Source organism: Blastococcus atacamensis (assembly GCF_002938425.1).
Classification (GTDB): domain Bacteria; phylum Actinomycetota; class Actinomycetes; order Mycobacteriales; family Geodermatophilaceae; genus Blastococcus; species Blastococcus atacamensis.
The window spans coordinates 1-22375 of the sequence record NZ_POQU01000060.1; the positions used below are offsets into that span (position 1 = coordinate 1).

The window sequence follows — 22375 nt, forward strand, 5'->3', positions numbered from 1 at the left end:
GGGCCGGGCCGCTCGTCGTGGTGGGGGACGCCGTGGGCGCGGAGCTGGTCGGAGGGGAAGTCGGCTGCTTCGGCTCGCTCGTCTCCGGCGCCTCGGAGGTCGGGGTCGCGGCCAGCGTCGGCGTCGGCGTCGGCGTCGGCGTCGGCGTCACCTCGGACTCATCCGGCGTCGGGTCGGCGGGCACAGGCTCCTCGACGGGCGCCTCGGTGGTGGGCGCCGCCCGGTCGCGCCCGAGGGCGGCACCGGTCATGGCCGACCCAGGGCCGTCGTCGCGCCGTTCACCCGCGGCGGCGTAGTAGACGACCACCTCGTCGCCGGCCCGCAGCGGCCGGCCGGCCGGATCGATCGCCGTGACCCGGTCGGGCACGACGTCGTCGCGCACCTCGGCGCGCACGGTGACCGTGAGGCCCAGAGCGGTCAGCCGGTCGGTGACCTCGGCGACTGGACGGCCGACGTAGTCGTCCTCGGCGAGCACGAAACTCCCGCTGATCCGCTGCTCCGCGGCCGTGGCGGTGGTCGACGGCGGCTCCTGGATGAGCGAGTGCAGCACCGCCGCGGTGATCCCGGCACCGGCGAGCAGGCCGAGCAGCGGGAGCAGGACGACGGCCAGGCGGTTGCGGCGACGCGCGACAGGAGGACGGGAGATGCCGGGCTCGGTGCGCGGCCCGCCCGGGCCCGAGGACCCCGCCCTGCGGCGCTTCCCGGTGGCGGGAGCCGGGACGTGCTCGGCCACCGCCGCCGTGACCGTCCCGTCGGCCGGCGCGAGCTCCCGGCCGGCCTCGACGTCGGCGATGGCGGCCACGAAGGCGGCCCCGTCGGCGATACGCGCGGAGGGGTTCTTGACCAGGGCCCGGCCGATCAGCGTGCGGACGCCGGGAGGCAGCTCGTCGGGCAGCGGTTCGGGGTCCTGCTGGACCTGCTTGAGCGCGATCGTCACGGCGTTGTCGCCCTCGAACGCCGGACGGCCGGTGAGGCACTCGTAGCCGATCAGACCGAGCGCGTAGACGTCGCTGGCGGGGCTGGCGTGCCGTCCCTCCGCCTGCTCCGGCGAGAGGTACTGCGGGGTGCCGATGACCTGGCCGGTGCGGGTGAGCGCGACGCTCCGGGCCGACCAGGCGATGCCGAAGTCGGTGATCTTCACGGTGCCGTCGGGGCGGACGAGGATGTTGCCCGGCTTCACGTCGCGGTGGACCATGCCGACGCGGTGCGCCTCCGCCAGTGCCGACGCGGTCTGGCGCAGCAGCGCGAGCGTCGTCGCGGCCGGGAGCGCGCCCTCGCGCCGCAGCAGCGCCGACAGCGGTTCGCCCTCGACGAGCTCCATCACCAGGTAGGCGAGGGTCTCCCCCGACCCGTCCTGCGCGGTCTCCTCGCCGTAGTCGAAGACGGCCGCGATGTTGGGGTGGCTCAGGGCGGCGGCGTGCTGGGCCTCGGCGCGGAACCGGGCGACGAAGGTGGCGTCGCCGGTGTACTCGCTGCGCAGGACCTTGACGGCCACCGGCCGGTGCAGGGCGATGTCGAGGCCCCGCCAGACCTGGCCCATGCCGCCGGCCGCGATCAGCTGGTGCAGCTCGTAGCGGTCTCCCAGGCATCGACGCCCTGGTTCCACCACGGAGGCCACTCCTCGTCCCGGACCCGCATCCACGGGTCGCATCGCCGTCCGGTGCCGTGCGGCGCCCCTCGGTTGCTGTCCAGTCTGCAGCCCCGTTACACATGGCTGCCCAGCCATCGTCCCCGACCGGGGGACATGCTCAGGACACGACGTCGGCCGGGGCGCCCCGCTGCGGCGTGCCGGTCGCTGCGCGTGCTCGCGGGGACACGGCCCCTTTTCCGGGGGTCCCGGCTGCGTGACAGGGTGACGGCCGGGGAGGACGGCGAGCGGCGCGGTCCTCCGGAGCCGGGAGGCGGGACGACGATGTCCGACACCGTGACGAGGGGGGACGCCGGCGGCGTCGCCACGCTGACCCTGCAGCGTCCGGGGCTGACCCACGCCGCCCGCCGGGATCTGTTGGCGGCCATCCGCGGCGTGGCCGGGGACGAGTCGGTGCGCGCCGTACTGCTCACCGGAACCGGCCGCGCGTTCTGCGTCGGCCAGGATCTCGGCGAGCACCTGCAGGAGATGCGGAGCGGCGCCCCGGCGCCGCTGTCGGTGGTCGAGGCGGAGTACAACCCGCTGGTCCTGGCCCTGGCGGCGCTCCGGGTACCGGTCGTCGTCGCGATCAACGGCGCCTGCGCCGGCGCGGGCCTGGGCATCGCGCTGGCCGGCGACATCCGGGTGGCCGCCGCCGGCGCGAAGTTCACCACCGCGTTCACCGGCATCGGCCTGTCCAGCGACTCCGCGCTGGCGGCGCGCCTGGTGCACAGCGTCGGCGGGTCACGGGCCGCCGAGCTGCTGCTGTTCCCGGAGCCGTTCCTGGCGGAGAAGGCCGCCGAGTGGGGCCTCGTGCACCGCGTGGTCGCGCCGGAGGAGGTCCTCGGGGAGGCCCGGGCGCTGGCCGAGCGGCTGGCCACCGGCCCCACCGCCGCCTACCGGGCGGTGAAGACGGTGCTGGCGACGGCCGCGACCGACTCGCTCGAGGAGACGCTGGCCCTGGAGGGGCGGTTGCAGGCGGAGGTCGGTCAGAGCGCCGACCACCGGGAGGCCGTCGAGGCCTTCCTCGCCAAGCGCCCGGCGGTCTTCACCGGGCGCTGACGCCGGCGTCCGGCGCCGCCCGGGTCGGCTACGTCCGGAGGCGGGCGGGGTTCTCGAAGAGTGCACCCGCGGCCGGGGGCTGGGAGCCGGCCCGGCGGCAGGGCGTCAAGGGGCCAGGACGGCGCAGACCGGGCAGACGTCGGTGGACGGGAGCGGCCACGTCTGGTCCGGGGCGACGCGAGCCAGCGTGCCGCAGACGGTCAGCTCGCAGGCGCCGTCGATCTCGGCGGTCGGCCGGTGCAGCTCCACGGCGTGCCACTGCGCGGCGGTGGGACCGTGGGAACGGCTGCGAGCGGCGGCGAAGACGGTCGTCTGCAACATCATGCGAAGGACGTCGGCAGCCTCCGGCACCACGGTTACGGGTACCGCCGGCGGTCTCACCCGGAGGGGTGGGGTGGACGGGTCCGCGCACGGGCCGACCCCCGGGTGCAGGATGCGTCCATGGAGCTCACCAAGCACGGGCACGCCTGCGTCGTCCTCGCCGACGGGGACCGGCGCCTGGTCATCGACCCCGGCGCCTTCACCGACCCGGCGGCCCTGGAGGGCGCCGCGGCGGTGCTGATCACGCACGAGCACCCGGACCACTTCGTCGCCGACCGGCTGCGGGCCGCGCTGGAGGCGTCCCCGGGGCTGGCGGTGTGGACCAACCGCTCGGTGGCCTCGCAGCTGGAGGGCTCCGGCGACCGGGTGCACGTGGTCGGGCACGGCGACGTGGTGGACGTCGCGGGCTTCGAGGTCGCCGTGCACGGCGAGCTGCATGCCGAGATCCACCCGGAGATCCCACGGGTGGCCAACATCGGCTTCCTGGTCGAGGGGCGGGTCTTCCACCCGGGCGACGCCTTCACCGTGCCGGAGGCGCCGGTGGCCACTCTCCTGCTGCCGCTGCACGCGCCCTGGTCCCGGACGGCGGACGTCATCGACTACGTCCGGGAGGTCCAGGCCGACCAGGCGTACTCCGTGCACGACGGTCTGCTCAACGACGCCGGTCTGGGCGTCGTCGGCGGGTTGCTGGGCGAACGGGGTCCGGGGACCCCGACGCCGTTCAGCCGGCTGGCCCCCGGGGAGACGGTCGAGCTCTAGGCCCGACCGGCTCCCCGAGGGACGCGATCAGCGGACGGCGCGGTTGTTGCGGCCGGTGAGCGTGGACGCTGCGATCACGAGCACCGCCGCCAGGACGATGGAGATGGCCCAGCGAATCCAGTCGATGCCGCGGGTGGCGTCCACCCCCAGCGCGCCGGCGACGTAGTAGCCGATCAGCACGCCGCCGATACCGCAGAGCACGGTCAGCCAGAGGGGGATGTTGTCCTTGTCGCCGGGGGCGGCGAACTTGCCCAGAAGGCCGATGATGAGCCCTGCGACGAGCAACCCGATGATCTCCATGGCAAATCTCCTCAGATAGCCCGACCGGCGCGCTCCCTCCCGGCAGGATGCCGGGTGTGCCGCCGGTGCACGACGAGCTCCTGTACCCGGAAGTCGATCTCCGATGCACCGTTACCCCGATCGGAGTAGGACGCCGGTCAGCCGGAGCGGGCGACGCGGTCCACGTGGGCGGGCACCTTGGCCAGCTCGGCGTCGACGGTCCGCTGCACCAGCCGGCGCATCGCCCCGCGGCGGAGCCGCCGGACGACCCGGCCACCTCGGGTCGGCTCGTGCGTGATGGTCATGGTCACGCGGGTGCCACCGCCGTCGGCGTCTGCCAGCTCGATGCGCGTCGTCCAGGTCTCCGGGGTGAGCCGCAGCCGGGTGCTGACCACACGGGTCGGCTCCCACTCGACGATCTCGCCCCTGGGCGCGCCCGCGGCGGGTGTGCCCTCGAGCCGGCCGGGCGAGCAGACGAACGTCGTGCCGATCCCCGGGGCGGCGGCCACTGCGTCGAGGACGTAGGACACGTCGCAGACCGAGCAGTAGGGCTCCAGCACCGCCAGGGCACGCCAGACCTCCGCCGGTGACTGGGGGACGTCGCTGGAGCCGGTGACCGTGGTCGTCGTCATCGTCCGCCCACCGAGACCTCGAACTCGACCTGGCTGACGTCCGGGCGCAGCCTCGAGAAGCTGTGCAGCAGCGGCTCGCCGCCGGTGTCCCGCACGGTCGTCCGCACGACGAGCAGAGGGGATCCGGCGACCACCTGGAGCAGGGCGGCCTCCTCCGGCGCGGCGGTGCCGACGTCGACGACGATCCGGGCGTGGGCGAGGTCGGCGTCGTACTCCCGGCGGAGGTAGGCGTAGAGCGAACCCTGGCTGAAGTCCTCCTCCGCGACGCGCGGGTAGCGGTCCGCGGGCAGGTAGCTGTGCGCCACGTGGTTGGGCGCGCCGTCCACGCTGCGCAGCCGCTGCAACTCGATGACGTCGGAGGCTCCGTCCAGGCCCAGCTCCGCCGCGACGGCCGCCGGGGCGGGGACCACGCGCTGGGCGAGGACCTTCGTGCCGACCTGGGCGCCGGTCTCGGCCATCACCGAGCTCCAGCCGGCGATGCGGTGCACGAAGCTCTCGCGGTACTCGTGCCGGATGGCCGGGCGGGTGACGTAGGTGCCGCGTCCCTGCTCGCGCACCAGGTGCCCGTCGGCGACCAGGCCGTCGACCGCACGGCGCAGCGTGATGCGGCTGACGCCGTACTCCGCGCAGAGCAGCGGCTCCGGCGGGAGCAGCGTCAGCTCGGGGAGAGCGGCCACGCGCCGGCGCAGGTGCTCCCGGACCGACAGGTACTTCGGTCCGGGGACGGGGCTGACCACGACGCAAAGGTACTGCGGAACCAGACGTCTGGTCGTCATGTCGTATGGGACGTCACACCTACGCCGTCCACGGCGCGCGTCGGAGCGGTCATCTAGACGTCATGACGTATGGTTGCGGCTTCCGACCCGGAGGGAGATCCGATGCGCATCGGAGTCCTCACCGGCGGGGGTGACTGCCCCGGCCTCAACGCCGTGATCCGGTCCGTCGTCCGGACCGCCGATCACCGCTACGGCAGCGAGGTGATCGGCTTCCGCGACGGCTGGCGCGGCCTCCTCGAGGATCGGACGATGCCGCTGGACGTCGGCCGCGTCGACGGCCTGCTCACCCGCGGCGGCACCGTCCTCGGCTCCGCCCGCGTCGCCCCCGCGCTGCTGCGCGAGGGGGTCGACCGGATGAAGGCCGTGCTCGCCTCCCACGAGGTCGACGCGCTCGTACCGATCGGTGGGGAGGGGACGCTGACCGCTGCCCACGTGCTCTCGCAGGCCGGGGTCCCCGTGGTGGGCGTGCCGAAGACCATCGACAACGACATCGACTGCACCGACCTGACGTTCGGCTTCGACACCGCGGTGAGCATCGCCACCGAGATGATCGACCGGCTGCACACCACCGCCGAGTCCCACCAGCGCGTCCTCCTCGTCGAGGTCATGGGCCGGCACGCCGGCTGGATCGCCCTGCACGCCGGGCTCGCCGCCGGCGCGCACGTGACGCTGGTGCCCGAGGAGCCCTTCGACGTCGACGAGGTCTGCCGGCTGGTCACCGCCCGTTTCGAGCGCGGCGCCTCCCACGTCATCGGCGTCGTCGCGGAAGGGGCCACCCCGAAGCCCGGCACCATGTCCATCCGCGACGGCGGTGTGGACGAGTTCGGTCACCGCCGGTTCACCGGGGTGGCCCAGCAGCTGGGCGAGGAGCTGGAGAGCCGCACCGGCAAGGAGGTGCGGACCACGGTGCTGGGCCACGTCCAGCGCGGTGGCACGCCGACCTCGTTCGACCGGGTGCTCGCCACCCGGTTCGGGCTGCACGCCGCGATCGCCGCCCACGAGGGGCGCTTCGGGGAGATGGTGGCCCTGCACGGCACCGACATCGACCTGGTCCCCCTCGCCGATGCCGTGGCCCGGCTCAAGACGGTCACCCCCGCCCGGCTCGCCGAGACCGAGGCCTTCACCGGCTGAGCGGGCTCCCTCCACCCCTCCGGTGGGCCCCGGCGGATCCGAGTGAGGGAAACGCCCTGCTCCGGTGGCGGGAACCCGCCGTACCGGCGGCACACTGGCCACGTGAGCGAAGCGTCGGCCGGCCGGAGTCAGCGGTGGGAGAACACCCACCGGCGAATCCTCGACGCCGCCATCCGGCTCTTCCGCGAGTTCGGGTTCGAGCCGATCGGCGTCGGCCAGATCGCGGCCGCCGCCGGCGTCTCGGTGCCGACCTTCTACGCGCACTACCCCAGCAAGGAACACGTGGTCATGCGCCTGGCGACCCCTGAGCAGACGGCCGCTGTGCTCGCCGCGCAGCCCGCCGAGCTGCCGCTGGGCCGGCGGATCCGCATGGCGGCGGTGGAGGCGGTGGCCAGCGGCATGGGCGAGGACGAGGCAGACCTCGCCGCCCGCTGGCAGGTCATCGCCTCGACGCCGGCGTTGCGGCACCGCGCCGCCGAGTTCGAGCGCGCCACCGCGGGCATGGTGCTGGAGCACCTCTCGGCGGCGACCGGTCGGCCGATCGGTCCCACCGACACCGTCGTCGTGGCCGCCTACCTGGCCGCGTACACCGCGGGCCTGCTCAGCTGGGCCGACAGCTCCGGCGAGCGCAAGATCGTGGAGTGCGTGGAGGAGGCCTTCGACCTGCTGGAGCAGGCCTGGTCCCCGGTCACCGACCCGGCGAGCGCAGCTCCACCACCGTGACCTCCGGCCGCGCCCCGATCCGCATCGGCGGGCCCCAGTACCCCGCACCCGCGGTCACGTACAGCTGGGTGTCGCCGTGCCGGGAGAGCCCCTCCACGGCCGGCTGGTCCAGCCGGATCGCGTAGTCGAAGGGCCACAGCTGCCCCCCGTGCGTGTGCCCGGACAGCTGCAGGTCCACCCCGGCCCGGGCCGCCTCGCCGACCATGAACGGCTGGTGGGCGAGCAGGACCACCGGGGTCGCGTCGTCCCGGCCGTCCAGCGCGGCGTCGAGGTCCGCGCCGTGGCCCGGCAGACCCGAGGCGGCCGCCGTCCGGTCGTCGATGCCGGCCAGGTCGAACGAGGCTCTCCCGCGAACGATGGGCACCCGCTCGTTGCGCAGCACCTCGACACCCAGCGTCGGCAGGTGCCGCAACCAGGCCTGGGTCTCGGTGAAGTACTCGTGGTTGCCGGTCACGAAGTAGACGCCCTGCTCGCTGACCAGGTCGGCGAGCGGTGCGACGTCCTCCCGCAGTTCCTCCACGGTGTCGTCGACGAGGTCACCCACGATCGCCACCACGTCCGGGCGCTGCTCGTTGACGATCTCCACCAACCGTTCGAACCGGCGTCCGCCGTAGGTGGCGGAGAGGTGCCCGTCGGAGAAGGTGACGATCCGCAGCCCGTCCAGCGCGGGATCCAGCCGCGGCAGCGTGACCGGGACCCGGCGGACCACCGGCGCGCTGTTGGCGAAGTACGCACCGGTGCCGGCCGTGCCGAGCGCCGCGACGCCCGCCGTCACCGCCAGGCCGCGGGCGAGGAACAGCCGCCGCGAGGGGTCGGCGAGGTCGTCGTCCCGCTGGCCGGGTCCCGTTCCGTCGAGCGGGGCCGCACCCTCCTCGCCGGGCGGCTCCGTCCGTGACCCGCTGGGGACGGGCGCACGCCTGCGCAGCCAGAGGTTCCCCACCAGGCGGACCGGTTCCAGGACCAGCAGCGCCAGGAACGCGTACATCGCGACGCCCAGCCAGCTGAAGCCCACCCAGCTCAGCGGCGCCGCGGTCTCCAGCGGCAGCTGCCCGCGCAGGACGACGGCCAGCACCGGCAGCACGGCGAGGACGACGGTGAGCCAGGTCAGCCGTCTCCGCAGCCGGCCCCGTCCGGTGGTGCTGCGCACCACGCGGAACCACAGGTAGCCGTGCAGCAGACCGACGGCGAGCAGGACGACGGTGCCGAAACCCAGCAGGCCGATGACGGACAGGACGGCCTCCGGGCCTCGGGACGGGACGACGGGCCCCGACATCGTGCCCGCCCGTGCTCCAGGAGGACGACGCGGCGGGTCGGGAGGTTCCCTCGAGGGTCTGGGCCGCTCGTGACGTGGCGGCGCAGGAAGCATCCCAGGTCGGCTCAGCAGCGCATGGGGTCCGGCGGTGCGGTCTCGTCGAGCCAGGGTGGTTCGGGTTCGGGTTCGGGTTCGGACCAGAAGCCGGGCGGGGTGGTGGTGCGGGTGACGCCGGTGGGTGTGCGGACGACGAGTCGTCCGTCGTCGAGCATCTCGACGTGCCAGCCGGGGGCGAAGGACGGGGGAAGGCGGCACCGGCCGCCGCGGTGGACGGGGGAAGGCGGCATCGGGCGAACGGTCATGCGAGCCGGGATCCCAGCGCGGTGGCCAGCTTCGACGCACGCGGGGACGGCCGGGCGCCGGCGGCCACCAGCCGGTCGCCCACCGCCGTCAGCAGCGACTCCCCGCCGGACACGAGCTCCACCTCCACCTCACGCCAGGACCGTTCGCCGACCTCCCCACCCGGGACCGCAGGGAGCGTCGTGGCCCGGACGGTGTCGTCGGCGAGCTCGGCGAGCTGCCGGCCGCCGTCGTCGCGCAGGGCGGTCACCACCCGCCGGGTCCTCAGCGTGACGACGGGGGCGAGCGCCGCGCCGGCCAGCAGCTCCTCGACCGCCGCGCGCAGCTCCTCCGGCGGCACGTCGCCCTCGGTCAGCGGCACGTGCAGCTCGCGGCGGGCGCCGGCCGCCGGCAGCTTCAGGTGCCAGCCCTCGTCGGGGCCGCCCGTCCGACGCCGCAGCGTGACGCGCGCCCGGACCAGCCGCAGGTCCGCGGTGTCGAGGTAGACGGCCGTCAGGTCGTGCGCCTCCGGTGGATCGACGACCGCCACACCGGGCAGGCCGGCGAGGTGGGGCAGGACGAACCCCGGGTCGACGTCGAACTTCCGCTCGATCTCCAGCTGCTCGGTGATCACGTGCCGACCGTAGGGCTCCGGTCGCGCCCGGGCCGCGCCGGTGGCCGCTGCCGCCGGGCCTGGATACCTTCCGGACATGCGCCTCCAGCCCGCCTCCCGGAAGCGGTGGGCGGTGATCGGGAGCGCGCCGTGGGCGGTGTGGGCCGCGCTCCGGGTGACCGGCACCGAACGCGGCTTCCCGCTGGTGCCCGCGCTGGCCTTCACACCGCACGCGGCGGCGGCCACGGTCCTGCCCCTCGCGGCGGCGATCGCCGCGCGGTCGCGCGCCGGGGTCCTCGTCGCCGCCGCGTCCGGGGCGGCGCTGGCCGCAGCCGTGCGGGGCAACCGCGGCACCCGCGGTCCGGCAGCGGCTCCCGGCGCGGGGCTGCGGATCGCCACGGTCAGCCTCCGCAAGGGGCTGGTGCCCCCGGCGTCGGTCGTCGAGCTGGTGCGCCGGGAGGGCGTGGACCTCCTCGCCGCCCAGGAGGTGACGCCCGATGCCGAGCGCCGGTTGCACGACGCCGGCCTGCACCGGCTGCTGCCGCACGCCCACGTCGTCCCGGCCCGACCCGGTTCCGTCGTGTCCGGCTCCGGCGCGATCTGGAGCCGGGAGCCGTTGCGCTCCCCGGGCAACGTGCCCGGGGAGTTCGAGCAGCCCTGTGCCCGCGTCGCGGCCGGGAACGGCACGGAGGTGGAGCTGGTGTCGGTGCACACGGCGCCACCCGCGACCTCGCCGGCGGCAGTGCGCTCCTGGGAAGCGGACCTGGCGGCCCTCCCCGTACCCGTGCCGGACGTGCTGCGGGTGCTCGCCGGGGACTTCAACGCGACTCCTGACCACGCGGCGCTGCGGGCCGTCATCCGCCGCGGCTGGGTCGACGCGGCGCGCGCGCTCGGGCTCGGCAACACCTGGACCTGGCGCCCGCTGCGGCTGCCGCTCCCCCGTCTGGTGCTCGACCACGTGCTGGTCGACCCGCGACTCGGGGTCGCGGCCTGCACCTTCGTGCGGGTGCCCGGCAGCGACCACCGGGCCGTCGTCGTCGATCTCGCGGTGCCCGACCGGGATCGGTGATGTTCACCGCACGCTCCCCCGGGGAAGCCCCACCGGGAGCGGCGCCCGTCGGAGCGCGCCGCCGCGGGAAGGAGCGGCCATGTTGAGCCAGCGCGAGGTCACCGCTGCCATCGGCACCACCGCCTACGGCGACGGCGGCGACAAGCTGGGCACGGTCGAGCACTTCTTCGTCGACGACCGGACCGGCGAGCCCACCTGGGTCGCCGTCACGACCGGCCTGTTCGGCACGAAACACTCCGTCGTCCCGGCGCGCGAGGCGACCTTCGCCGACGGGCAGCTGCGGCTCCCGGTGACAGCCGATGCCGTGAAGAGCGCCCCCGCCATCACCGGCAACCACCTCGACCCGGCCGAGGAGGCGGAGCTGCGCCGGCACTACGGCTTCGAGGGCACGTCCGCCACCCCGGCACCCGGCACGGACGACACCCCGATGCCGAGCACGTCGACCGACACGGTGACGGTGCCGGTGACTCCGCCCGTGCCGGTCCCCACGGAGACGACGGGTCGCCACGCCAGGCCCGACGTCGACGCGCCCCGGGCCGCGGTCCCCTCGCCCGACGGCGCCATGACCCGCAGCGAGGAGCGGCTGGTCGTCTCCACCGAGCGGGTGCCCGAGCGCCGGGTCCGGGTGGTCAAGTACGTCGTCACCGAGGAGGTCCAGGTGACGGTGCCGATCCGCCGGGAGGAGATCCGGATCGAGGAGGTACCCCTGGGCACCACCGACGGCGTGCCCGCGGCCTCGCTCGCCTCCGGCACGGGCGTCCTGCCCGAGGTCATCGTGCTGCACACCGAGCGCCCGGTGGTCGGCGTCGAGGTCGTCCCGGTCGAGCGGGTCCGGCTGTCCACCGAGCTGGTGCAGACCCAGGAGACCGTGAGCGGCCAGGTGCGCCGCGAGCAGGTCGTCGTCGACCAGGACGCGCTGCGGACAGCGGGGGCCTGACCGCGCTCAGCCCCGACGGTCTGCCAGGAAGCGGAACCGGTCGCGGGTGGCGGTCACCTCGGCGGGGTCGACGTCGGCCAGCACGAGGGTCTCGGCGCCGGCCGCGGTGGCCAGCAGCTCGCCCATCGGGCTGACGACGCGGCTGTCGCCGGCGTGCTCCGTGCCGTCGCCGGCGGTGCCCACCCGGTTGCAGCCGACCACGTAGGCCTGGTTCTCGATGGCGCGCGCCTGGAGCAGTGCCTGCCAGTGCAGCCGGCGGGCGGCCGGCCAGTTGGCGACGACGACGTAGAGGTCGGTGTCGGGGGCGGCCCGCCAGAAGACGTCGGCGAAGCGCAGGTCGTAGCAGATGAACGGGGTGATGCGCAGGCCGCCGACGGTCACGGTGACCGGCCCCTCGCCCGCCCGGAAGCGCTCGTGCTCGCCGCCGTGGCTGAACGGGTGCAGCTTGCGGTAGCGGTGCGTGGTTCCGTCGGGGCCGGCCAGCACGAAGGAGTTGTAGGGCAGCCGCTCCGCGTCCTCCCCACCATCGAGGGGCGCGATCTCCGGGCAGCTGCCGCCCACCCACACGCCGTGCTCGGCGGCCCGGGCGGCCAGGAATCGCGCCGAGGGACCGTCCTCGGGCTCACCGATGCCCGGGGTCATCGAGAAGCCGGTCGAGAACGTCTCGGTCAGCAGCACGAGCTCGGCGCCCGCTGCCGCGGCCCGCGCCACCTGGCCCGCCAGCCGCGCGAAGTTGGCCTCGCGGTCCTCCCAGACGATGTCGTGCTGCACCGCGGCGATCCTCACGCCGACCTCCCTCTTCCCAATGTGCGGAGCCGGACGACGGCGTCGGCGAGGACGGCGTCGCTCTTGCAGAACGCGAACCGGACCAGGTGCCGACCGAGGTCCGCGTGCTCCGGCGTGTAGAACACCACGGTCGGGATCCCCACGACCCCGGCCAACTGAGGCAGCTCCCGGCAGAAGGCGAGCCCGTCGCCGTCCGGGCGCACCGGACGCACGTCGACGGTGGCGAAGTACGTCGCCTCCGGGCTCACCACCGGCAACCCGGCGTCCCGCAGACCGGCGACCAGCACGTCGCGGCGGTACTGCAGGTCCCGTGCGACGCCGTCGTAGTAGGCGTCGGGCAGCCGGAGCCCCGCGGCGACGGCCGGCTGGAAGGGCCCGCCGTTGACGTAGGTCAGGAACTGCTTGGCGGTGCGGACGGCGGCGACGAGCGGCGCCGGGCCGCAGATCCAGCCGATCTTCCAGCCGGTCACGTTGAAGGTCTTGCCCGCGCTGGACACCACGAGGGTGCGCTCACGCATCCCGGGCAGCGTGGCGGGGGAGAGGTGGCGGGCGCCGTCGAAGACCAGGTGCTCGTAGACCTCGTCGGTCAGCACTGTGAGGTCGTGCTGCTGGGCGAGGTCGGCGAGCAGGGCCAGCTCCGCGGCGGTGAACACCTTGCCCGTGGGGTTGTGCGGGGTGTTGACCAGCAGCAGCCGGGTGCGCGGCGTGACGGCGGCGCGCAGGTCGGCCTCGTCGAAGGTCCAGGGGCCCGTGCCGTCCTCGGGCGGGGAGAGCGGCACGGCGCGCACCACGCCCCCGGCCATGGCGACCGAGGCGCTGTAGCTGTCGTAGACCGGCTCGAACAGGACGACCTCGTCGCCGGCCTCCAGCAGGCCGAGCATCACGGCAGCCAGGGCCTCGGTGGCGCCCGCGGTGACCAGCACCTCGGTGTCCGGGTCGTAGGTCAGGCCGGAGTACCGCTGCTGGTGCTCGGCCACGGCGGCGCGGAGCTGCGGTATGCCCGGACCGGGCGGGTACTGGTCGGCGCCGGTGCCGATGGCGGCGCGGGCGACGTCGAGCACCTCCGGCGGGCCGGGGTAGTCGGGGAAGCCCTGCCCGAGGTTGACCGAGCCGGTGTCGATCGCCAGCGCGCTCATCTCGGCGAAGACCGTCGTCCCGAAGCCGTGGAGGCGGGACGCCAGGGGTGCGCTCACGGTGCTCCCTCCCCGGTTCCACGTGGAACCGGCTTCTCAGCGGATGCGGACGTCCTCGTGCCCCACGACGGAGACGACGTCGCCGGAGCGCAGCTGCCGTCCACGGCGCTCCTCCTCCTCGCCGTTCACGCTGACCGCGCCGGAGGCCAGCACGTCCTTCACCTGGGCGCCGGTCGGTACGGCGTCGACCAGCTTGAGCAGCTGGCCGAGCCGGATGGTGTCCTCGCCGGGACGCAGGTCGATGGTGCGCACGTCGTTCAGTCTGCCGTCGGAGCGAGCACGTCGCCGACCCGGACCGTGCCCGGCTGCAGGACGGCGGCCCGCACCGCGAGCAGTCCGCCCCGCTCGCGGTGGATCGTCTTGAGCACCGACGTGTCCCGCCCGATGCCGCCGGGCTGCGGTCGGGTGGTCATGACGCACCGGGCGATCGGCACACCGACGCGCACCCGCACCTCGCCCAGGACCGCCTCTCGACCCTGCAGCCGGTCCTCCCCCTCGCCGTCCAGCACCACGTTGGCCCGGAACCGGCGGCGGTCCCACGGGCCCAGCGTGCCGGTCGACACCAGCGACAGCCGGATCCGGGGGCTGTCGTGGAACGGCCCCGGGGCGCCTTCCCACTGCAGCCACTCGGTGGGGTCGGGCACCTCCTCGTCGGTCGGCGCCTCGTAGGTCGGCACGTCGTCGCCGTCCTCGAGAGCCTCCCGCAGCTCCACCCTCCGGCCGAGCCAGGCCGACAGCACGGCGTCGTCGCCGGTCACCGTGCCGTCGGGCAGGACCACCTCGACCCGGCCGTCGGGCCGCAGCCGGGCGGCGCCGAAGAGCAGCTCGGGCACCCGCCGCGCGGTCAGCCCCAGTCCGCTGTCCCGGTCGAAGAGCGCCCAGCGCCGGTCCCCGGCGACGCCCAGTGCGTCGATCTCCGCCTCGGCCAGCCGCTCGCCCTGCAGCGACTTCACCGGGTACCGCCACAGCTCCAGCACCCGCATCTCAGGACGCCGGCGTCCAGGCCAGGGACCAGGTGCCCGACCACTCCTGCCCCGGCTCCAGCACGAGCAGGTCCGCCTCGTCGGCCAGCGCGTTCGGCGGGCAGGTCATCGGCTCCACGGCGAGGCTGCGCCGCCACTGGCCCGGCGGCAGCGTGTCACCGCTGTAGACCTGCAGCCACGGCCACGAGGCGTCCACGGCCATCTCCAGCTCCCCCGCCGCACCCGTCAGCCGGGCCCGTGCCCACCCGTCGGGGTCCCGCTGCAGATCGGTGAACGGGGTGTCCAGCGCCCGGTCGGCCATCCGGCCGACCGCGCCGTCGAACGGTCGCCGCTCCCCCGTCGGCATGCCGCCCTCGAGCACCAGCTCGGTGCGCACCGGCAACGTCAGCTCGGCGTCACCGATCCCGCCGTCCTCGGTGGCACCGACCGACAGGTAGGGGTGGACGCCGGCGCCGAAGGGCGCGGGCCGGTCGCCGAGGTTGCGCACCCGGACCGTGCAGGTCAGGCGGTCGGCGTCCAGCACGGAGTCCACCGCGGCGGCGAGCCGGAACGGATAACCGGGATGCGGCTCGATCGTCGTCGCGACCGTGACGGACCGGTCCGACCGGTCGAGGAGCGTCCAGGGCTGCCAGGAGACCAGCCCGTGGATGGCGTGCGGCTCGGCGGGGGACTGGACCTCGAGCTGCAGGTCCTCGCCGTCCCAGCTCCACCGGCCGTCGCGGATGCGGTTGGGCCAGGGCAGCAGCACCGCTCCCCGCCAGCCGGGGAGCACCCGGCCCGCCGGATAGCCGTCGAGCACCTCCCAGTCGCCGACGGTGAGACGGCGCAGGGCACCGCCCCGCAGATCGACGGCGAGGACTGCGTCCCCGGCGGTGAGCTCCACCTCGGAAGGCGCGGACGGCCAGGTGTCGGGCATGCGGTCAGCTCACCACACCCCGGTCGGACTCCCCCGGCGAGATCCGCGCACCCGCCCTCGTCAGACCGTCGACGGAGGCGGGTGCGCAGACTCGGCGGGCTCAGCGGTTGTGCGTCACCTGCTCGGCCAGCGCGACGACCTGCTCCCGGGTGAAGGCGTCCGGCGCCTGCACGGTGAACGTCGTCCCGTCGGCGAACTGCGCCTGCAGGTACCAGCCGGCCATCCCCGCACCGTGGTCGGTGGGCACCAGCCGCGCGGGCAGTCCGTGGACGGTGACCGGGACGACCGGCCCGGCGGGGGCCTCGATGCCGGCCGGGAGCTGCTCCAGCGGCACGACGTCCTCGGGCAGCGGCACGTGCACGGTCAGCGTCTGCTGCTCGTAGGCGTCGTTGACCAGCGTGAGGACGCGGCCCATCTTGAAGAACTGCACCGACCAGCCGGCCGGAGCCAGGCCCATCCGGAGCGTGGCCGGCTGCGGGCGGTCGACCAGCGACTCCGCCACGGCGACGAGTTCGGCGGTCCGGCTGTAGCGCCCCTCGCCGCTCATGGTCACCCACTCGTCGTCCCCGCGCTCCCAGGCCAGCTCGGCGAACCGCTGGCGCTCGCAGACGGTCAGGCCGTCCTCGCAGTACACGTCGCGCACCCCCCGGACCAGCCGGCCGTCGGCGCCGTCGACATCCACCTCGGCGCGCTCGGTGACGTCGACGTGCTCGTAGGCCTCGTCGAGCTCCTCGGGCTCCTCGTCGTCGACCCCCACCGTGAAGCGGTCGTCGCTGTCGGCCGACTCGTACTCGGCGAACCCGGCCGAGTCGGCGTCCCCGCTGAACGCCGGCGTCATGCCGGCCGGCGCGGGATCCAGGGAGAGCGGGAACGTCGGCACCGCGAAGTCGACCAGCGTGACGCTCCCGGCCGGGGTGCCCGGCCCGTCCGGAGCGGCGACGAGCACCGCCCCGGTCCAGGCGGCGGCCACCGTCGCCGCCGCGACGCCGATGCGGACGGCGATCCTGCGGCTCGGCCGGCGGGCCGGCCGGTGGACGGGGCCGGACATCTCGGCCAGCAGCGCCGCGCGGGCCGCCGAGCGGGCCGCGGGGCTCAGGGTGGGGGCCTCCGGGCCGGCGTCGCGGAGCAGGGTGAGGTCGTTCATCGGTCCTCCTCCTCGGAGGTCGGGTGGAAGGGGGAGACGGCGCCGAGCGCGGCGCGGGTCTGGCGGCGGGCGCGGTGCAGCCGGGAGCGGACGGTGCCGACCGGCACGTCGAGGACGGCGGCGATCTCCTCGTAGCCGAGCTGGCCCCAGGCCAGCAGCAGGAGGGCGTCGCGGTCGTGGGCCTTGAGACCGGCCAGGGCGGCGGCGATCGGGCCGCGCAGCGCCTCGGCGTCCAGCCGGTCGGTGGCGTCGTCCGGGCCGGCGGTGTGCCCCTCGGGACGCGCCGCTGCCCGGGCCAGCGCCCGGTAGCGGCGTTGCTCGGTGCGGACGTGGCCGTGCACGAGGTTGGTGGCGATGCCGAACAGCCAGGGACGGACCTCGACGTGGTCGACGCGGTAGGCCGCGCGGCGCCGGAAGGCGATGAGGAAGGTCTCGCTCAGGAGGTCGTCGGCCAGCTCCCCGACCCGGCGGCCGAGGTAGCGGTGCACCGCCGTCGCGTGGCGGTCGAACAGCGGCGCGAAGGCCTGCGGATCGTCCAGCGAGCGGGCGATCAGCTCGGCGTCGGAGGGCACCGAATCCGGGAGCGCTCGCATGCGGGGCGGTTCCGGCGGTGGACCGGCGGACCGGTGCACCGCCGTCGGTGTCACGGAGCGGAATGATCCGGCCGCGATCGGGGAAGTGGTCACACCCCTCCATGTCCGGAGCGGCGGATCCGGTTCACGGCCGTGCGAGCGGCGCCGCGGCCCCCGTGCGCGGGGGCCGCGGCATCGGCATCAGCTCTCGCAGTTCTCGTCGCCGTAGCCCTGGACGGTCTCGGCGGCGGAGGCGAACTCCTGCGCGTCGTCCTCGCTCAGGTCACCGTTCTCCACCGCGGCCTCGAAGTCGCCGTCCTCGGGCATGTTCTCGGCCAGGAACTTCGCGGCCTCCTCGACGTCGTCGCCGGCGTCGTCCGGGACGTTGTCGGCCAGCTCCTCGAAGGCGTCCTTGGCCTGGTCGGCGTCCTCGTCGTCGATCTGGTCGATCGCCTCGTACTGCTCGCAGAAGTCCTCGACGCTGGCGCCGCCGCAGGCGGTGAGGGTGAACGGGAGGGTGGTCGCGGCCGCGACGAGGGCCAGCCTCCGGATGCGCATGGGGGTCCCTTCTCGGTGATGACGTCGGCACACCCTCACACACGGGCCGTGGAACCGGGTTCAGGCCGTACCCGAACCTGTGGGTCCGGTGCGGAGGTCCCGCTCGAAGAACAGGGAGTGCTCGGCGTCCGGGTCACCCGCGTAGGCGCCGAACGCCCCGATCGGCCGGTAGCCCGCCCCTCGGTAGAGCGCGACGGCCTCGGGCTGCAACGGACCGGTCTCCAGCCGCAGCATCGTCCACCCCCGTTCGCGGGCAGCCTGCTCGAGGCCGGCCAGCACCGCCTTCGAGATCCCCCGGCCGCGGCCCGCGGGCACGACGTACATCCGCTTGACCTCGGCGGTCCCGCCCCCCAGGTCGCGCAGCGCTCCGCAGCCCAGCGGTGCGCCGTCCTCGTCCCGGGCCACCAGGACCACCGAGACGTCCGCGGCGGACGGGTGCGCCCCCGGTTCCTCCTTGCCGCCGTAGCGGGCTCGGAGCTCCTCCTGCTGGTCGTCGGTGAGCGTGCGGACGTCGGCGTCGTCCCAGGCGGCGGCCTCGATGATCACGACCCGATCCTCACAGGAGGGCGGTGCGGTGCGGAGGTACGGTCCGGCGGGAACCCACCGCGAAGGAGCACCGTGCCGGTCGACCGCGAACTGCCCACCCCCGAGGCCGCCGATCTGCTGGCGCTCACCCGCGAGATCGCCGATGCCGAGCTGGGCCCGAAAGCGGCCCGCTACGAGCGCGAGGAGCGCTTCCCCCGCGAGGTCTTCCGGACCCTCGGCGGGGCCGGCCTGCTCGGGCTGCCCTTTGCGGAGGAGGTCGGCGGGGGCGGCCAGCCCTACGAGGTCTACCTGCAGGTGGTCGAGGAGCTCGCCGCCCGCTGGGCCAGCGTCGCCCTGGGTGTCAGCGTGCACACCCTCGCCTGCTCCCCCATCGCCACCTATGGCACCGAGGCGCAGCGGCGCGACCTGCTCCCGGAGATGGTCGGCGGATCGCTGCTCGGCGCGTACTCCCTCTCCGAGGCCCACGCCGGCTCCGACGTCGCCTCGATGCGGGCCGCGGCCACCCGGACCGACGACGGATGGCTCGCCCGCGGCGAGAAGGCGTGGGTGACACACGGGGGGCACGCGGACTTCTACTCGACGTTCCTGCGAACCCCGGACGACGGTCCGAGGGGCATCTCGTGCTTCCACCTGACCCCGGACCTGCCGGGCCTCAGCGCGGCGAAGCCCGAGGAGAAGATGGGACTGACCGGCTCCACGACGTCGGCTCTCCGGCTGGACGACGTCCCGGTCCCGGCCGACCGGCTGGTCGGCGAGCCCGGCAAGGGCATGGCGATCGCCCTCGGGGCGCTGGACTCCGGACGGCTGGGGGTCAGCGCCGTCGCAGTGGGGCTGGCGCAGTCGGCCCTCGACGTCGCGGTCCGCTACGCCGTCGAGCGGGAGGCATTCGGCCGGCCCATCGCCGAGCACCAGGGCGTCTCGTTCCTGCTGGCCGACATGGCCGCGGCCGTGGAGTCCGCCCGGGCGACCTACCTCGTCGCCGCGCGTCGCAAGGACGCCGGCAAGCCCTTCTCCCGTCAGGCGAGCATCGCCAAGCTGGTCGCCACCGACGCCGCCATGCGGGTGACCACCGACGCCGTGCAGGTCCTCGGCGGTGCCGGGTACACGCGCGACCACCCGGCCGAGCGCTACATGCGGGAGGCCAAGGTGATGCAGATCTTCGAGGGCACCAACCAGATCCAGCGCATGGTGATCGGCCGGCACCTCACCTCCGAGGCGGTGCCGCCGGCGGGCTGAGCGCCGGTTCCACGTGGAACCGGCTCGCTGGACCGGGGCCGGACGGCGGAGCACACTGGAGCCCCCGCACGAGGAGCCGACATGCACGAGCCGCACCTGCGCGCCGCCGACTCCGATCGGACCGCGGTCGCCACCACGCTCGGCCGGGCGATGTCCGAGGGTCGGCTCACCGTCGCCGAGTACGACGGACGGCTGTCCCGCGCCTACGCCGCCCGGACCTTCGGCGAGCTGGCCGAGCTGACCGCCGACCTGCCGCGCACTCCCAGGCCGCCCTCCGCGCACTCCGCGCAGGTCGCGCATCCCGCACGGGCCGCGACCCCTGCCTGCGCGGACGACTCCGCGTGGCGGTCCTGGCTGACGACGGCGCTGATCGTGCTGGGTGTCTGGGGCGCGACCTCGTTCGTCGCGGACGGACCGCTGTACTTCTGGCCGATGTGGGTGATCGGGCCGTGGGGCGCGTTCCTCCTGGTCGGCACGCTGACCCGGCCGCGGGGAGGCCCCTCGGGGAAAGCGGGGTGACCTCCCCCGGGGAACGAGAAGAGCGCCGGTCCCGAGGGGACCGGCGCTCTCTGCCTGGTGGGCAAGGGGGGAGTTGAACCCCCACGTCCTTTCGGACACACGGACCTGAACCGTGCGCGTCTGCCATTCCGCCACTTGCCCTGGCGAGGAAGAACAGTAGCAGCCGTCACCCCGTACCCCCGGCAGGGGGTGCGTCGTTGCCCCTTCCCCGGGTAGACCTGCGGGGAGTCGCGGCTCGCTGGGCGGTCAGCCGCGTCGTACCCGGCTACGATCACCGATGGCACAGCTGAATCCTCGACCGAGCGCAAAGGAGCGACTGTGGGTGTGCTGCAGCGCTTCGAGCGCCGTCTCGAAGGCATGGTCGGCCTGGCCTTCGCCCGGATCTTCAAGGGCAAGGTGCACCCCGCCGAGATCGCCAAGGCCCTCCAGCGGGAGGCCGACGAGCAGCGTTCCGTGCTGAGCGAGGGCCGGGTCCTGGCCCCGAACGTCTACGTCGTCCGGCTCGGCGAGACCGACTTCGGGCACCTCGGGCAGTGGTCCGACCAGCTCGCCGGCGAGCTCGCCGACATGGTCACCGAGCACATCGAGGACGAGGGCTACCAGGTCTTCGACAAGGTCACCGTGCGCCTGGAGCAGGACGACGAGCTGACCACCGGCGTCTTCGAGGTCAGCTCGCACGTCGCCGACCCGGCCCGTCCGGCGCCGCGATCGGGGATGGCGCCGATGGCCTCGGCGCCCGTCGCCCCGGGGATCCCCCCGCTGCCGCCGCTGCCCGCCATGCCGCCGCTGCGCGGGCGGAGCGCCACGGACACCGGCAAGCAGGGGCCCTCGATGGTGGGCCGGGCCGGCACCCGGAGCACGGCGACCCACGTACTGGTGGTCGACGGTCCGGGCACCCGCCACGAGCTCTCCACCGGGCGCAACGTGATCGGCCGCGGGACCGAGGCCGACATCCGCCTGCCCGACACCGGCGTCAGCCGCAAGCACGTCGACGTCGTCCTCGAGGGCGGCGTCGCCACGGCGGAGGACCTGGGCTCGACCAACGGCACGCTGGTCAACGGCCGGCGCATCACCCGCCAGCCGCTCAGCGACGGCGACGTCATCCGCATCGGCCACTCGGTCCTGGTCTACCGGCAGGACGGCGCGTGAGCGGATCCGCGCACGCACCGCAGCTCAGGGCAGGACGGCACCTCACCACCCCCCGGGCGGTGAGCCGGTGAGCGAACTCGTGCTCCAGATCTTCCGGTTCGGCTTCCTGCTGCTGCTCTGGCTGTTCATCTTCGCAGCGTTCCGCGTCGTGCGCGCCGACCTGTTCGGCGGCCGCCCCGGCCGCGTCGCGTCGGTCCCGCCGCGCTCGGCCGCGCCGAAGAAGCGCGGGCACCGCGGCCCCCGGACGCTGGTCGTGACCGCCGGCCCGCTCAGCGGCACCAAGATCACCCTCGGTGACCAGCCGATCCTCATCGGCCGGGCCGACGACTCCACGCTCGTCCTCACCGACGACTTCGCCAGCTCCCGGCATGCGCGGCTCACCAACCGTGCCGGACAGTGGTACGTCGAGGACCTCGGGTCCACCAACGGCACCTACCTCGACCAGCAGCGCGTCCAGGGCCCGCTGCTCGTCGCCCCCGGCCAGCCGATCCGCATCGGCCAGACCGCACTGGAGCTGCGTTCGTGACGCTGGTTCTCCGCTATGCCGCGCGCTCCGACCGTGGCCTCATCCGCGGCAACAACCAGGACTCGGTCTACGCCGGGCCCCGGCTGCTGGCCGTGGCCGACGGCATGGGCGGCCACGCCGCCGGTGACGTCGCGAGCAAGGTCGTCATCGCCGCGCTCGAGCACCTCGACGACGACGCTCCCTCCGGCGACATGCTGCAGGCGATGCGCTCGGCCGTCTTCGAGGGCAGCGAGCACCTGCGGGAGGTGATCCGCGAGTCCCCGGAGCTGGAGGGCATGGGCACCACGCTCACCGCGATCCTCTTCGCCGGTGGCCGCCTGGCCCTCTGCCACGTCGGTGACTCCCGGGCCTACCTGCTGCGCGACGGGCAGTTCTCGCAGATCACGCACGACGACACGTTCGTCCAGACGCTGATCGACGACGGCCGCATCACGGCGGAGGAGGCCAACCACCACCCCCAGCGGTCGCTGCTCCTGCGGGCGCTGAACGGGCAGGAGGTCGAGCCGGACCTCTCCATGCGCGAGGCCCGGGCCGGCGACCGCTACATGCTCTGCTCCGACGGGCTCTCCGGCGTCGTCAGCGAGGAGACCCTCGCCGAGGCGATGCTGGACCCCGACCCGCAGGCCACCGCCGACCGGCTGATCGAGCTCGCCCTGCGCAGCGGCGGCCCGGACAACATCACCGTGATCGTCGCCGACGTCATCGAGGACACCGGTGGCGGCGGCCG

General features: G+C 74.5%; 28 protein-coding genes and 1 tRNA gene. 11 read left to right on the forward strand and 18 right to left on the reverse strand.

Annotation, left to right across the window (positions count from 1 at the left end; translation table 11 throughout):
- Nucleotides 1-1609: protein kinase domain-containing protein (locus tag C5508_RS13770; protein ID WP_269801786.1), on the reverse strand; the 1609-nt coding region annotated here is incomplete at its 3' end.
- Between the two features lie 303 nt (nucleotides 1610-1912).
- On the opposite strand from C5508_RS13770, the gene C5508_RS13775 reads away from it, so the two are divergent.
- Nucleotides 1913-2689 carry an enoyl-CoA hydratase-related protein gene (locus C5508_RS13775; protein WP_104525523.1) on the forward strand — a complete coding sequence of 259 codons (777 nt, stop codon included), beginning with the start codon at nucleotides 1913-1915 and terminating at the stop codon, nucleotides 2687-2689.
- 105 nt (nucleotides 2690-2794) lie between these two features.
- On the opposite strand, the gene C5508_RS13780 is transcribed toward C5508_RS13775, so the two are convergent.
- Complete coding sequence (locus tag C5508_RS13780; protein WP_104525524.1) at nucleotides 2795-3013, reverse strand: hypothetical protein; 219 nt, start codon at nucleotides 3011-3013, stop codon at nucleotides 2795-2797.
- 117 nt (nucleotides 3014-3130) lie between these two features.
- Here C5508_RS13780 and C5508_RS13785 point away from each other — a divergent pair, with 117 nt between their 5' ends.
- Complete coding sequence (locus C5508_RS13785) at nucleotides 3131-3769, forward strand: MBL fold metallo-hydrolase (protein WP_104525525.1); 639 nt, start codon at nucleotides 3131-3133, stop codon at nucleotides 3767-3769.
- Between the two features lie 27 nt (nucleotides 3770-3796).
- On the opposite strand, the gene C5508_RS13790 is transcribed toward C5508_RS13785, so the two are convergent.
- The 3 genes from C5508_RS13790 to C5508_RS13800 all read right to left on the reverse strand — a co-directional run bounded on the left by C5508_RS13790 (nucleotide 3797) and on the right by C5508_RS13800 (nucleotide 5417).
- Nucleotides 3797-4069 carry a GlsB/YeaQ/YmgE family stress response membrane protein gene (locus C5508_RS13790; RefSeq protein WP_104525526.1) on the reverse strand — a complete coding sequence of 91 codons (273 nt, stop codon included), beginning with the start codon at nucleotides 4067-4069 and terminating at the stop codon, nucleotides 3797-3799.
- A gap of 137 nt (nucleotides 4070-4206) precedes the next feature.
- On the reverse strand, nucleotides 4207-4680 hold the full coding sequence (locus tag C5508_RS13795) for an SRPBCC family protein (protein WP_104525527.1): 474 nt from the start codon (nucleotides 4678-4680) through the stop codon (nucleotides 4207-4209).
- Nucleotides 4677-5417 carry a GntR family transcriptional regulator gene (locus C5508_RS13800; protein WP_232797132.1) on the reverse strand — a complete coding sequence of 247 codons (741 nt, stop codon included), beginning with the start codon at nucleotides 5415-5417 and terminating at the stop codon, nucleotides 4677-4679. The genes C5508_RS13795 and C5508_RS13800 overlap by 4 nt, the downstream gene beginning before the upstream one ends.
- Before the next feature lie 141 nt (nucleotides 5418-5558).
- Between C5508_RS13800 and C5508_RS13805 the strand changes: the two genes are divergently transcribed.
- Together C5508_RS13805 and C5508_RS13810 are read left to right on the forward strand one after the other, a co-directional pair.
- Nucleotides 5559-6587, forward strand: coding sequence for an ATP-dependent 6-phosphofructokinase (locus tag C5508_RS13805; protein WP_104525529.1), 1029 nt, complete (start codon nucleotides 5559-5561; stop codon nucleotides 6585-6587).
- Nucleotides 6588-6689: 102 nt separating this feature from the next.
- Nucleotides 6690-7310, forward strand: a complete 621-nt coding sequence (locus C5508_RS13810; protein WP_157944096.1) for a TetR/AcrR family transcriptional regulator — start codon at nucleotides 6690-6692, stop codon at nucleotides 7308-7310.
- On the opposite strand, the gene C5508_RS13815 is transcribed toward C5508_RS13810, so the two are convergent.
- The 3 genes from C5508_RS13815 to C5508_RS13825 form a co-directional block, all read right to left on the reverse strand.
- The gene (locus C5508_RS13815) at nucleotides 7276-8583 is read right to left on the reverse strand and encodes a metallophosphoesterase (RefSeq protein WP_104525531.1); all 1308 of its coding nucleotides are present in this window, start codon (nucleotides 8581-8583) and stop codon (nucleotides 7276-7278) included. The genes C5508_RS13810 and C5508_RS13815 overlap by 35 nt on opposite strands.
- Before the next feature lie 104 nt (nucleotides 8584-8687).
- Nucleotides 8688-8909 carry a hypothetical protein gene (locus tag C5508_RS19985; RefSeq protein WP_198598082.1) on the reverse strand — a complete coding sequence of 74 codons (222 nt, stop codon included), beginning with the start codon at nucleotides 8907-8909 and terminating at the stop codon, nucleotides 8688-8690.
- An 11-nt stretch (nucleotides 8910-8920) separates the two neighbouring features.
- Complete coding sequence (locus C5508_RS13825) at nucleotides 8921-9535, reverse strand: CYTH domain-containing protein (protein WP_157944097.1); 615 nt, start codon at nucleotides 9533-9535, stop codon at nucleotides 8921-8923.
- Between the two features lie 76 nt (nucleotides 9536-9611).
- Here C5508_RS13825 and C5508_RS13830 point away from each other — a divergent pair, with 76 nt between their 5' ends.
- Both C5508_RS13830 and C5508_RS13835 read left to right on the forward strand, forming a co-directional pair.
- Complete coding sequence (locus C5508_RS13830; protein WP_104525533.1) at nucleotides 9612-10583, forward strand: endonuclease/exonuclease/phosphatase family protein; 972 nt, start codon at nucleotides 9612-9614, stop codon at nucleotides 10581-10583.
- A 79-nt stretch (nucleotides 10584-10662) separates the two neighbouring features.
- Nucleotides 10663-11520: a PRC-barrel domain-containing protein gene (locus tag C5508_RS13835; RefSeq protein WP_104525534.1), complete on the forward strand. Its 858-nt coding sequence runs from the start codon at nucleotides 10663-10665 to the stop codon at nucleotides 11518-11520.
- Nucleotides 11521-11526: 6 nt separating this feature from the next.
- Here the strand turns inward: C5508_RS13835 and C5508_RS13840 are convergent, their stop codons facing one another.
- The 9 genes from C5508_RS13840 to C5508_RS13880 all read right to left on the reverse strand — a co-directional run bounded on the left by C5508_RS13840 (nucleotide 11527) and on the right by C5508_RS13880 (nucleotide 18218).
- Nucleotides 11527-12306 (reverse strand): nitrilase-related carbon-nitrogen hydrolase, encoded by a 780-nt coding sequence (locus C5508_RS13840; RefSeq protein ID WP_104525535.1) that lies wholly within the window; start codon nucleotides 12304-12306, stop codon nucleotides 11527-11529.
- Nucleotides 12303-13499, reverse strand: a complete 1197-nt coding sequence (locus C5508_RS13845) for a pyridoxal phosphate-dependent aminotransferase (RefSeq protein WP_104525536.1) — start codon at nucleotides 13497-13499, stop codon at nucleotides 12303-12305. Before C5508_RS13845 ends, C5508_RS13840 begins: the two co-directional genes overlap by 4 nt.
- Nucleotides 13500-13535: 36 nt before the next feature.
- Nucleotides 13536-13751 (reverse strand): RNA-binding S4 domain-containing protein, encoded by a 216-nt coding sequence (locus tag C5508_RS13850; protein ID WP_104525537.1) that lies wholly within the window; start codon nucleotides 13749-13751, stop codon nucleotides 13536-13538.
- Nucleotides 13752-13756: 5 nt separating this feature from the next.
- The gene (locus tag C5508_RS13855) at nucleotides 13757-14482 is read right to left on the reverse strand and encodes an MOSC domain-containing protein (protein WP_104525538.1); all 726 of its coding nucleotides are present in this window, start codon (nucleotides 14480-14482) and stop codon (nucleotides 13757-13759) included.
- 1 nt (nucleotide 14483) lies between these two features.
- Nucleotides 14484-15398, reverse strand: coding sequence for an aldose 1-epimerase family protein (locus tag C5508_RS13860; protein WP_104525539.1), 915 nt, complete (start codon nucleotides 15396-15398; stop codon nucleotides 14484-14486).
- A gap of 100 nt (nucleotides 15399-15498) precedes the next feature.
- Complete coding sequence (locus C5508_RS13865; protein WP_104525540.1) at nucleotides 15499-16542, reverse strand: hypothetical protein; 1044 nt, start codon at nucleotides 16540-16542, stop codon at nucleotides 15499-15501.
- Complete coding sequence (locus C5508_RS13870) at nucleotides 16539-17114, reverse strand: RNA polymerase sigma factor (protein ID WP_232797133.1); 576 nt, start codon at nucleotides 17112-17114, stop codon at nucleotides 16539-16541. Before C5508_RS13870 ends, C5508_RS13865 begins: the two co-directional genes overlap by 4 nt.
- Before the next feature lie 201 nt (nucleotides 17115-17315).
- Nucleotides 17316-17672: a hypothetical protein gene (locus C5508_RS13875; protein ID WP_104525542.1), complete on the reverse strand. Its 357-nt coding sequence runs from the start codon at nucleotides 17670-17672 to the stop codon at nucleotides 17316-17318.
- Between the two features lie 60 nt (nucleotides 17673-17732).
- Nucleotides 17733-18218, reverse strand: coding sequence for a GNAT family N-acetyltransferase (locus C5508_RS13880; RefSeq protein WP_104525543.1), 486 nt, complete (start codon nucleotides 18216-18218; stop codon nucleotides 17733-17735).
- Between the two features lie 72 nt (nucleotides 18219-18290).
- On the opposite strand from C5508_RS13880, the gene C5508_RS13885 reads away from it, so the two are divergent.
- Nucleotides 18291-19454, forward strand: a complete 1164-nt coding sequence (locus C5508_RS13885; protein ID WP_104525544.1) for an acyl-CoA dehydrogenase family protein — start codon at nucleotides 18291-18293, stop codon at nucleotides 19452-19454.
- A gap of 81 nt (nucleotides 19455-19535) precedes the next feature.
- Entirely contained in the window at nucleotides 19536-19973 is a 438-nt protein-coding gene (locus tag C5508_RS13890) for a DUF1707 SHOCT-like domain-containing protein (RefSeq protein WP_104525545.1), read from the forward strand.
- A 55-nt stretch (nucleotides 19974-20028) separates the two neighbouring features.
- Here the strand turns inward: C5508_RS13890 and C5508_RS13895 are convergent.
- Nucleotides 20029-20114, reverse strand: a tRNA-Leu gene (locus C5508_RS13895).
- A gap of 177 nt (nucleotides 20115-20291) precedes the next feature.
- On the opposite strand from C5508_RS13895, the gene C5508_RS13900 reads away from it, so the two are divergent.
- From C5508_RS13900 to C5508_RS13910, 3 genes are all read left to right on the forward strand, one after another.
- Nucleotides 20292-21122, forward strand: a complete 831-nt coding sequence (locus C5508_RS13900) for an FhaA domain-containing protein (protein WP_104525546.1) — start codon at nucleotides 20292-20294, stop codon at nucleotides 21120-21122.
- Between the two features lie 67 nt (nucleotides 21123-21189).
- A complete protein-coding gene (locus tag C5508_RS13905; RefSeq protein WP_104525547.1) occupies nucleotides 21190-21648 on the forward strand; it encodes an FHA domain-containing protein FhaB/FipA in 459 nt (152 codons plus the stop codon).
- Nucleotides 21645-22375: PP2C family protein-serine/threonine phosphatase (locus C5508_RS13910; protein WP_198598079.1), on the forward strand; the 731-nt coding region annotated here is incomplete at its 3' end. The genes C5508_RS13905 and C5508_RS13910, both read left to right, overlap by 4 nt.